12 protein-coding genes are annotated in these 11,321 nt (G+C 35.4%); 1 reads left to right on the forward strand and 11 read right to left on the reverse strand.

All coding sequences use genetic code 11. The annotated features are described in order from the left end of the window. The 10 genes from DEF52_RS05380 to DEF52_RS05430 form a co-directional block, all read right to left on the reverse strand. Window positions 1-191, reverse strand: a 191-nt coding sequence (locus tag DEF52_RS05380; protein WP_151808069.1) for a transposase, incomplete at its 3' end; no start/stop codon positions are given. A gap of 78 nt (window positions 192-269) precedes the next feature. Beyond that, on the reverse strand, window positions 270-1,028 hold the full coding sequence (pstB, locus tag DEF52_RS05385) for a phosphate ABC transporter ATP-binding protein PstB (protein WP_065094809.1): 759 nt from the start codon (window positions 1,026-1,028) through the stop codon (window positions 270-272). Then, window positions 1,025-1,810, reverse strand: coding sequence for a 4-hydroxy-tetrahydrodipicolinate reductase (dapB, locus tag DEF52_RS05390; RefSeq protein WP_151808073.1), 786 nt, complete (start codon window positions 1,808-1,810; stop codon window positions 1,025-1,027). The genes pstB and dapB overlap by 4 nt, the downstream gene beginning before the upstream one ends. 227 nt (window positions 1,811-2,037) lie before the next feature. Next, entirely contained in the window at window positions 2,038-2,181 is a 144-nt protein-coding gene (locus tag DEF52_RS05395; protein WP_237357367.1) for a recombinase family protein, read from the reverse strand. A gap of 661 nt (window positions 2,182-2,842) precedes the next feature. Next, window positions 2,843-3,901 carry a Fic family protein gene (locus tag DEF52_RS05405; RefSeq protein ID WP_151808070.1) on the reverse strand — a complete coding sequence of 353 codons (1,059 nt, stop codon included), beginning with the start codon at window positions 3,899-3,901 and terminating at the stop codon, window positions 2,843-2,845. A 169-nt stretch (window positions 3,902-4,070) separates the two neighbouring features. Then, window positions 4,071-5,063 carry a DNA polymerase III subunit delta gene (gene holA / locus DEF52_RS05410; RefSeq protein ID WP_010962537.1) on the reverse strand — a complete coding sequence of 331 codons (993 nt, stop codon included), beginning with the start codon at window positions 5,061-5,063 and terminating at the stop codon, window positions 4,071-4,073. A gap of 5 nt (window positions 5,064-5,068) precedes the next feature. Next, the gene (locus DEF52_RS05415) at window positions 5,069-5,248 is read right to left on the reverse strand and encodes a hypothetical protein (protein WP_010082539.1); all 180 of its coding nucleotides are present in this window, start codon (window positions 5,246-5,248) and stop codon (window positions 5,069-5,071) included. A gap of 131 nt (window positions 5,249-5,379) precedes the next feature. Continuing rightward, window positions 5,380-6,180, reverse strand: a complete 801-nt coding sequence (locus DEF52_RS05420; RefSeq protein ID WP_010962536.1) for a metal ABC transporter permease — start codon at window positions 6,178-6,180, stop codon at window positions 5,380-5,382. Window position 6,181: 1 nt separating this feature from the next. Then, the gene (locus DEF52_RS05425; protein WP_151808071.1) at window positions 6,182-6,547 is read right to left on the reverse strand and encodes an Mth938-like domain-containing protein; all 366 of its coding nucleotides are present in this window, start codon (window positions 6,545-6,547) and stop codon (window positions 6,182-6,184) included. Window positions 6,548-6,550: 3 nt separating this feature from the next. After that, window positions 6,551-7,417, reverse strand: a complete 867-nt coding sequence (locus DEF52_RS05430; protein WP_006280386.1) for a 4-(cytidine 5'-diphospho)-2-C-methyl-D-erythritol kinase — start codon at window positions 7,415-7,417, stop codon at window positions 6,551-6,553. A gap of 81 nt (window positions 7,418-7,498) precedes the next feature. On the opposite strand from DEF52_RS05430, the gene DEF52_RS05435 reads away from it, so the two are divergent. Next, window positions 7,499-10,771, forward strand: coding sequence for a UvrD-helicase domain-containing protein (locus DEF52_RS05435; RefSeq protein WP_151808072.1), 3,273 nt, complete (start codon window positions 7,499-7,501; stop codon window positions 10,769-10,771). A 324-nt stretch (window positions 10,772-11,095) separates the two neighbouring features. On the opposite strand, the gene DEF52_RS05440 is transcribed toward DEF52_RS05435, so the two are convergent. Beyond that, a complete protein-coding gene (locus DEF52_RS05440; RefSeq protein WP_410543286.1) occupies window positions 11,096-11,317 on the reverse strand; it encodes a GIY-YIG nuclease family protein in 222 nt (73 codons plus the stop codon). Window positions 11,318-11,321: the final 4 nt, after the last annotated feature.

Here is an 11,321-nt window from a genome sequence, read left to right on the forward strand (position 1 = left end):
ATGTTACCTCTACCTGGAAATGCATCTGCTGCCGACTTTTTTTCGTTGTGTTTCTTTATCCATTTTCCTAATAAACCACCCTTTATTCCTAAATCTCTTGCTATTTTTGTAATTGTTTGACCTACCTTTCTTTGTTCATTTGCCAGCTTAACAGCTTCCAATTTGAATTCTGCTGTATATTCTCTTACCATTTCTAATCCTCCAAAATTTTATTTTACCCAAAAAAACTCTTTTCTTTCTCTCCACTTTTTCTGGGTAAGGTCAGAAATTTAATGATCCAGGATATACTCCTTTGTTAAGGGAGATTGAGCATTTTCGAATATTTCTTGAGTGCTTCCAGACTCAACAATTCTGCCATTATGAAAGAAAATTACACTATCAGATAACTTTTTAGCTTGCTTCATTGAATGAGTCACCATAATTATAGTAAATCTTAATTTCAGCTCTTGTATAAGATTTTCGATTGCATTGGTTGCCATTGGATCAAGAGCAGAGCACGGTTCATCCATTAATAAAATAGTTGGCTTCACTGCAATTGCGCGAGCGATGCATAGCCTCTGTTGTTGGCCACCGGATAAATTGAGTGCGCTATCTTGCAATCTGTCCTTCAATTCTTCCCATAAACCAACCTTGGTTAAACTATTTTCCACCATCTCATTCAATTTTTGCTTATCCTTCGCCATACCATGCAATTTTGGCCCATAAGCAACATTATCATATATTGATTTTGGAAAAGGATTTGGCTTTTGAAATACCATACCAACTTTTGCTCTAAGTAGTACAACATCCATATCGCGTGAATATATATCACCCAGCCCATCGATATCTAATTCACCAACAGTTTTGCAACCTGGTACATAGTCATTCATACGATTAAAACAACGCAAAAATGTTGATTTACCGCACCCGGATGGTCCGATAAAAGTAGTAACTTTTCTTTTATAAATATTCAAATTTATATCGAATAAAACTTGCTTAGAGCCGTACCAGAGATTTAAATCTTTAACAGAGGCACGTGTATTGCTCATATCACATCCTGCATTGAATAGAGCCCCGGAATTTCTCTTTTATTTTCGTATAGCCATACTGCTGCTTGAACAGCTCCTCTAGCAAATGTTGTGCGATCAATTGCTTTGTGGTTTAGTTCTATCCGTTCATCAGAATTAACAAACATCACGCTGTGATCTCCTATTACTCCACCTCCACGAGATACTGCAAAACCTATTCCCCCCTTTTTCCTTATGTTTGAACCACTATGTAAATATTGATTGGACTGAAAATCCACTTTTGAAGCGTTAGCAATTGTTTTGCCAAGTTCTATAGCTGTTCCAGATGGTGAATCCTTTTTTAAGTTATGATGCATTTCCCAAATCTCAACGTCATATTCATTACCTAAAAGCTCAGCAGCTTTTTTTACCAATTTCAGCAACACATTAACCCCAACACTCATATTTGCTGACCATAATATTGGAACTTCAGCAGCATATTCTTTTAAATTGACACCTTCTATTCCAGTTGTGCCACTCACCAGCGGTGTTTTAAATTTTACAGCTGCTTTAAGGCAGTCTAACATACATTCTTTAGTTGTAAAATCTATTACAACGTCGGATAACTCAAATATGCCACTAATAGAACTTGTAACCTTGATTCCTAGATTGGCTATAATTGGTCCAATATCTGAATCTATGTACTTACTGCCTGAACGGGCAACAGCACCTGCTATTTCCACTTTGGTATTTGTAATTAATTCATTGAGTATTTTCTTGCCCATTTTGCCTAAGCAGCCTATTACTCCAACTCTGATTTTCATAAAGCTTATATTAGGCTTTTTTTGAAGTTTTGTCATCTTTATAAGCATAGCTTACTACAATTCAAAACTATTAAATCTCTTGTATAGCCTAAGCAGAAAAAAGGCAAAAGAAGCCCCGGTCAATATCTATCTTAAGAACTTGGCGTTAATGTCTATACGCTCGACAAGTAGCTGACCTTGGGGTTATAAATACCCATAATGTCATGATTCAAGAATATTACTTCTACTCATGCTTTCTCAAATTCATCAAGTAATATCATTTGATGTGCAGATTTTCTTGACAACTGGTCAGGTGAATGAATATAAATTTTGTCAATTGCACCTTCTGCTACTTTATCACGTAACGCATCTAAACCTTCACGTTCTAAAATCCACCCACTAAAACCATCGTCCTTAAATTCATGCCGATTCTAATAACTTATGTTTGTCTTCAGCAATTCTATGCTTGAGCTCTGCAATTTGGCTCTCTATTGTGTTGTTCCGCGCTTGGCCTTGATGAGACTCTTGCATACAAGGCTATTGTTGTCACTTTTTCCCACCTCCTTTTCGTTGTTTCTTTTTACCGCATACCTTAGTAACAGATCGTAAGCGTCTGATAGACGTTGATCTGCTAACTCATCAGGCTCATATCGGCAGGTCACAGTTAACGTTCTTTTTTTCATAGCCTTTCCTGTAAATATTTTTATGATAAGGGGAATGTCGAAGTTTGTCAAGCAATTTTTTTATAAAAAAATGAGATTGGTTAAGTTTTTAACTAATTTAAAAAAAGACAAAAGAAACCCTGCAATATAAGTTGTTTACTGTTCTCTCAAAAACTTGGCGTTCGGTTCTCTTGTAGATAAAATTTATAAAGACATGGAGTCTCTATATTACAAAAATTAAACATAACACGCCTAGTTTGTTACTGTGCTTTTGTCACTTAATACAAAGATTAGAGATAAATTTTAGGCTTAAAACACCCACAGTCCTGTGGTAAGAGAATCGGCAAAGGTTGTCAAGTAAGTTTTTTTCTTGGATGACTTCAATGCTCTATCAAAAATTTGTTATGCAAGAAGTATTGAGTACATACCAGGTTGCTCTGCCTTTTCCATGCTGAGTAATGTGATTACTCTTTACGAGATTAGATACGTGCTTCTTTAAGGTATTGCAGTTTGCTTTAGTAATATTTTCCAAATCCTTAATTGTAAGACGTCCATGTTTGCTGAGTAGTGCTAGTATTTCAGCAGAAAGTGGTGGTAAATAGAGATTTAACACTTTTTCATGTGACACCTTTTGTTCAAGATAAAATTTTTGCTTTTGTAGTGACCTTAAAAAGAACATAAGCCATGGATTAAAATCATTGCTGCTCGTCTTCAAGGATTGTTGAGTACGACGCAAAGCTAAGTAGTAACTCTCCTTATTACTTTCAAGGGAACTGTAAGGTACATAGATATACCCTAACTTTAGTAACAAGAAAGTTGTGAGAATGCGTGATAATCTGCCATTTCCATCCTGGAAGGGATGAATAGCTAAAAAAGTAACTATAAAAATGCCAATAATTAATAGAGGGTGTAACGATTTCACCTCTAATTGCTGGCTAGTCCAATAAATAAGTTCTTGCATTTGTGTTGCTGTCTCAAATGGAGAGGCTGTTTCAAAAACTATGCCCAAGCTTTTTCCAGATTCATCAAACGCTTCAACATGATTGGGGAATTTTTTATATTCTCCCATGTGCCTTTGATCTTTATATGAAAATTGTAAAAGCCAGATGTGAAACTGTTTTATAGTGTTTTCTGTAAATGGCATCTTGTTAAAGTTTTGAAATACTTCTTCACACACATACGCATATCCGGCTATTTCTCGTTCATCTAGAGAACGAAATGAGCGTGTATCAAGTTTGGATAGTAATTGCTCAACTTCACGGTCTGATAATCTTGCCCCTTCAATACGAGTAGAAGAACCAATACTTTCAATTGTTGCAATTTTCTTGAGCATTTGTAAACGTTCTGGAGCTAAATTACCAAACAATTGCCATGCTCCTTTAAATTCATCAATTTCAGCAACTAATTTTAACATTTCAGGTGTTATTACAATTTTTGAAATGTCAAACATATCTGTATTTTTATCTAGTTATATTCAATTATATTCGAAAATATCCTATTAGCAAAGAATACTTGTGTGACACACACTAAAGAATGAATTTTGGTAGGCATAAAAGCAGCTATTTTATGTTAAAATACAACATTTTGATGAAATTATAAGAAAGGCTGGATCCGAGTAGTCAGCTACCCGTCAGTGCATGTTGAAAAATCATTTTATGATCTAAATCAGTTTTTTTACAGGTAACTTCTAAGCTTATCAATTTTTCCAAGATCTTCTTAAGTTCTGAAAGTTGCAAACTTTTCAAATGAGATTTAAAACTCTGCAATTGTTTAAAAAACAATGGAGGGCTTAGCTGATCAATCGCAGCCTGCTCACTCATTCCACCTTGCACTGACAGCAAAACGTTTTCAAGGCGTAGGAAATAATTTGATATAATGCGAATTAGTGCTATCGGTGAAAAATTTTCTTGCGATATCAATGCATCAGAAATTCTAATGAAACGCGACATATCTTTACTTGCTATGGCAGAGCATAGATCATCAAGTGTAGCATAGTCGTTGCCGGAAGTTGAAAAGCATAATTCTATATCAGTAAGTTTTAGGTCTTTTCTCTCCCCTAAGTATAAAACTAACTTCTCAAGTTCTGAACATATAGGCAGCTTGCTATGATTAAAGTAAGATTGCAAATGGTAGATTATCTCATTTGTGCATTTTATATCATTTTGTTTTAAGTAACTTGATATAATGTCATAAAGATTGCTGTTGCTGTCCTTATAGCAAGCAATCACACCAAAAATTTTTGAACTCTCCATATAACTTTTAGTCGCAGAATTATATGGAAGATCATTTGCTACCATCATTACATAATGACCACTTGCGTTATAATCCAATACATTTTTTAACTCCTTGGATATACCTCCACTCACATTTATCAGCTTAATTAATTTTTTGCTGGTAAACATCGAAACGTTTGCCAATTCAGAAAACAGTAAACTGGGTGACTTATTCACTATTGCAAAATCCATCACCTGAACTGAATACTCACCCAAATTAGCAATTATTTCTTGTACATAAAAATCAACCCTACTGTTATCACTTCCATGAATTAACACACCACGTAAAGCATCAGGTTTCTCTAGGAATTTTTTAACTTTGGATGGTGTGACCCTCATGCTATCTATATGATATCATTCTCATTTGACTGTACATGAGTATCCAAAGACTCTGAGTCTCCTTGTGCAATATTATGCACATCACCTGCTACATCATCTGACTCTTCTGTTTTTCCTGTAATATAATTATAAAATTTTTTCACAGGTTGAGATATATATTTGGAAAAAAACCCTTCTTCGCTCATATTGCTTACTCCATAAAATTAACAACTTATCATTAGCATATAAATAATAGTATAGCAAAAACTATTTTGTGCTAAGATAGTGATGTTTTATAATGAGTATATTACAAAATTATTAACATTCGAGATCAAAATTAAGCCAACCTGCTTAATACTAGCCTTATAAAATAAGCGATAATTAAATATACCGCTGCAACAAGTATAATTGCAGGTCCAGTTAACAAATCAAAACTTGCAGATAACATGAGACCTGATATCCCAGAGATCACAGAAAAAACTGTTGCAACAATAATCATCTGCATTGGAGTTTTCGAAATGAGCCTTGCAGATGCTGCTGGTATTAGCAAAAATGCAGCAATGAGTAATATTCCTATTAGTTGGGCAGCAATTGCTATAAATATAGCAAGAGTGATTAAAAATTCTAGTCTAACAAAGGTAACATTAATTTTTTCAACTACTGCTAAATCTTGATTAATTGAAATCATTAACCAATAACGCCATCTAAATATTAATATCAAAGTAACTACTGCAGAGGTTAAAAAAATCAATACTATATCACTTTGATCGAGCGTTAATATATCACCAAACAGTGAGCTAATAATACTATTATTGCCAGATGGAAGAAAAGACATAAGTATTAAACTCGATGATAAAACTACATTGGTAACAATGTTCAATATCGTATCAGCAGAATATAATCTGTTAAAATTAAGAGAAAGTAGTATAGCAAATGTAATTGCAATGAGCATTATGCTAAGCGATGGGCTAATCTTAAAGATTAAAGCAAGTGCAACACCAAGCAACGAAGAATGGGACAAACTATCACCAAGATAAGATAACCTTTGCCATATCATAAACGATCCTAAAGCGCCTGTTACTAGGCTAATTACAACTACTGCAACTAGACTATTGATGAAAAAGTCCTGGGTAAGCATGCTATATGGCTATTAGATAACTGACAACAAATCTATCTTCGGATATTAAAACGTTATGGGTTCTGCATGCAGAACCTGTTGTCATAAATTCAAAATTTAAACCTTTTTGTTCCATAAGATAGGACTTCACTGAAGAACTTAGTATATTGCGTGTTTTACCAGTACCTATTAACAAAATTTCTATTTCCTCTGTTAAAAAAGATTCAAAATACTCCTTGCTGTTTATATCACTTTCTTTCAATTTTATCACCTTTTCAGGAAAAATTATAATTGAGCCATAATATTCTTGATTGTTTACCAAAAATTTTCCTTCCCTGTAACCATTTATAAGATTTTTATTCTCGGAAATTAAGGGAGTTACATCCATAAGTCAAACTATTAATTGAGTGTCACATACCCACCATTCTGGTTGCTTTTTTCCGATATTAACTGCAGCAGCTTTTGCATTTTCCTCACTATCAAATATTCCAAAACATGATACACCACTGCCTGACATGCGAGAAAGTATAGAGCCTTCTTGTGACTCAAGTGTTGATATCACATCCTTAATTTCAGGTACAAAGCTTATTGCTATTTCTTGAAGATCGTTTCTCGTCTCTTTAAGAAGCTTCAACAAATCCTTTTCAGCGTCATCGCTCCATTTAATTGGCTCAGAAAATTTTCCTTCATGTTTGGAAAATACCTCTGGTGTACTCAAAAACCTTTTTTTCGGTTTCACAAGCACCACATTTGTAGGTAAAGAGAATTTTTTAATGTGGCATAATTCTTCGCCAATACCTCTAACAAAAACTGGCTTGCTATCTACGCTTGCGGGAACATCAGCACCAACGTTTAAGGCTATTTCATTTAAAATCGTCCTATCAATCTCCCACAGCTTCCCTAGCGTACGTACCACAGCTCCAGCATCTGAGGATCCGCTACCAAGTCCTGCAGCAATTGGTATGTTTTTTACAACCTTTACAGTGACTTTAGTGCGTACAGGAGCATGCCTAAGCAGCAGATTAACCGCTTTCATTACAGTGTTATATTGGTTATTTATTTTAGACTCGGAGTTTATAAATTCAACTGTAGAGTTATCGTATCTAGAATCCTTCTCACCTACTTTTATTTCCAAAAAATTAGAGAGATTAGCAAAGACAAATAAACCTTCAATCAAGTGATACCCTGTTTCTTTTTTGTCTACAACATGCAAAAAAAGATTGATTTTTGCAGGCGCCTTTACACAAAAACTTTTCATTATATATCTTCACTAACACTATTTTTACATTATATGTATAATGCTATTCTAGTCAACTTTTATAAGGTTCTCGCACTTCTGATGAGATCAAATGCCATAAATCCTAATTTCTCTGTGTGGGTAAATGCGTCCGCTGGTACAGGCAAAACAAAAATCTTAATAGACAGAGTATTGAGACTTTTATTAGAAAACAAAAGAAATATTCTTTGCTTAACATTCACCAATGCTGCAGCAAACGAAATGGAGAATCGCATTCACAGCATACTCAGTAAGTGGGCAATATGTTCAGATAGTGAATTAATAATGGATCTGGAACAACTAGATTTCTTTCCGATGTCATTCCAGCACCCCTACTTGTCATCCCAGTGCGTGACACTGGGATCCAGAAAAAATAAAGATTATTTAACAAGAGCAAGAAGGCTTTTCTCTGAACTGGAAAATCTTGGTCTAACTATACAAACCATACACGCTTTCTGTTACAAATTAATTTCCAGCTTTCCCATAGAAGCTGGCATCGCCCCAAATTGCACGCTGAGCGAATGCAAAGAATTACATCCCATCATATTCAATAAAGTGCTTCATAACGAAACTGTGCAGGATGATATCAACCTTATTGCAACTGAAATTGATGAAAATAAACTACGCGATTTGCTTTATACTTTATGTATAAAAAGATCGATATCAGCAAATGATTCGAAATATATCAAAGATAAATTGAGCGCCCCAGATGAAATTCATGACTTACAGAGTGAAACAATTGAGCACGTGGAAAGACTAGCCGAGATATTAAGTGAAGGCAGTAAAAGAGATCAGAGTTATAGTGCAATACTTTATTCTACTGTCATTCCAGTGCTTGACACTGGAATCCAGAAAAAAAGAACCAGTGTCAGCTACTCGGATGACACCGGAATAAAGTGGAATGACACCAAAATAGAAAACCTAGCCAAGGTATTTCTAAAATCAGAATCGCACGAAAAAAAGAGCATATCATCCATTGCAACAAAAAGTATTTTGGAGAAATTCAAAGATGCAGAGCAAATAATAGAGAGCGTTCAGAATGTAGTATTTACCCATATAAGAGACATGAACTCTTATCAAATATTCAAGAGAACCAGTAGCTTACTTGGTGTATTTAAAGTATATGTTGATTTGTATAATAGTGAAAAATCAAAAAATGCACTGCTTGACTACAATGATATAATCAACTTAGCAACAAATCTTCTTAGCAATCCAAACTATAAAGATTGGATATTGTTTAACTTGGATCAAAAAATAGATCACATCCTTGTTGATGAGGCACAAGACAATAGCATCAGCCAGTGGAAAATTATAACAAATCTCTGCGATGAATTTTTTGCCGGTAATGATGAAAAGCGAACCTTATTTGTAGTTGGTGACGTAAAACAATCAATATACAGATTTCAAGGAGCAAATCCCCATCTATTCAACTATATGCAACAATACTTTCATACGAAAACTGGTGGTAGAGATTGGATATCATGCCAACTTGAAAAGTCATTTCGCTCAACTCCAGAAGTTTTGATGCTTGTAGATAGAATATTTAATAACTTCCGCGCAGAAATATCTTTTAATGATAATGAAATAAAACATGTTCCACATAGAGAAAATGACCAAGGATATATTGAAATTTGGCCAGCGTTACCAAGGCGCAAAGAGAAAGAACAGCGAGCTTTACAAATTCCTCTGACATGCAAGGAAGGTTATACAATAGCAGATCGATTACTTGCTCAAACAATAGCTAACAGAATTCACAATTGGTTAAACGAAGGGCGGATTTTAGTCGCTAAAGATCGCCATATAGAGCCAAGAGACATTATGATTTTGGTGCGACAACGAAACGTGTTAGTTGATTACATAATAAGCGAACTTAAAAAAGCAAATGTGCCAGTTGTAGGCCGGGATTATTTTAGAATTATGGACTATATAGCCGTGCAGGACTTAATAGCTTTGGCCGAATTTTTACTCCTCCAGGCAAATGATTTAGCTCTTGCAAATGCTTTAAAATCACCGCTATTTAATTTCACCGAGGATGATTTATTTAACATTGCATACGACCGTAAAGAGCATTCACTATGGGAAAGAATTCACGATTATTCTGTGGTTATCTATAGTGAATTAAACTATCTCATTAACTTATCTCGCACAGAGTCTCCTCTTGCACTATTTACGCATATATTACGTACAGGTAAGAAGAAATTTGCTGCAAGGCTAGGTCTTGAGTGCTTTGAGGTCCTAGACGAATTTATGAACCTCGTGTTGCAATTTGAAAACCCATCTCTTCAAGCGTTTGTTCAATGGATCAAGGAGAATAATCCGGAGATTAAGAATGATATGCAATCAGAACGCAATGCTGTGCGAATAATGACAATTCACAAATCAAAAGGTCTGCAAGCTCCCATAGTATTTTTGGTTGATACAAACACAGTGCCAAGAAACAGTGAAAGCATTATCTTTGATGGAACGGAAGCACCATTTTGGTGTGGAAAAAACAACAACGCTTATTGCGATCAAGTAAAAAGAGAGAAAAAACTAGAGGATTATAATGAATATTTGCGTTTATTATACGTAGCACTCACGCGTGCTGAAGATGAGTTATACATCTTAAGTAAAGAGCCAGTGCAAAAGGGCTCTTGGTATGATCTAATCACTAAGTATGGAGAACCATATGAAAAGAAACAAAGGGGTTTACGGCCAATATTTAAAGAAAAAGTTGAAGTATTATGCGTGAATGCAAACTACCCTTACATTTATAAAAAACGTGATTACTTTGACGTTCCGGTCATTTCCCTTCCACCAGCTTTAGCCCACTCTTCGGTGTCATCCCAGCGCGTGACGCTGGAATCCAGTGAAAAAGAAGGAGCAGAATGGATCCCAGTGTCAGCTACTTGGATGACAGATGGTTATGCAAGAGGCCTGATTATTCACAGCATATTGCAGTATATGCCCAAGATAGAAAAAGAAAGGAGAAAAAATTGGGTCAGAAAATACCTTGATAACATCAGCGAAGATAAGGATGAAATTTACAGTAAAATATTAGCCTTTAATGAAAAATATGGCTATTTGTTTGACTTGGAAGGCAAATCAGAGATTACACTGAGTGGAACAATTGATGGCAAGTCAGTATTAGTACGACTAGATAGGCTATGCATAACGCAAGATAAAGCAATCATAATTGACTACAAGTCACACCGTAACGTTTCTGTTTCCTCATTAAATGAAATAAAAAAGCAAATGTTGACCTATAAAACCTTAGTACAAGAAATATATCCAAACAAGCAAGTAGAGTGCGTGGTTATTTGGGTGGAAGATTTAACCATTCAATCTGACTTTTAACGAAACTTGATTGCAAGAAATAGCTACTACGTCATACCACCGCGAACCGTCATACCGCCGCAGACCGTCATACCGCGATTCATTCGCGGTATCTCAGCCGCTAACACGTAGCGGAATGACAGCAGTCCTACGTCATACCGCTGCGGATAGATCCCGCTAACAAGTAGCGGGATGACGAATTACTTAACTGTCATACCACCGCAAACCGTCATACCGCCGCGGTATCTCAGCCACTAACAAGTAGCGGGATGACGAATTACTCAACCGTTATCCTGCTGCTCCTTTCTCGTCATCCCGCTACGTGTTAGCGGGATCTCAGCATAGCTATCTTAAAGCTAAGTAATATAAGTCAATCCAGCTAGGATTCTTTTGATTGATCAAATTAATTTTCCACTGCCTTGGCCATTCTTTCAGGCGCCTTTCTCTTGCAATAGCTAAACTTATATCTTCAAACTCTTCAAAATATACAAGTTTATTTACATTATATCTTGATGTAAAACCTGAAACAATAGACCTCTTTCGAAACTCATATAGACAGCTCAAAATTGTG

It is taken from the genome of Wolbachia endosymbiont of Nasonia oneida (assembly GCF_009012935.1).
GTDB lineage: Bacteria > Pseudomonadota > Alphaproteobacteria > Rickettsiales > Anaplasmataceae > Wolbachia > Wolbachia pipientis.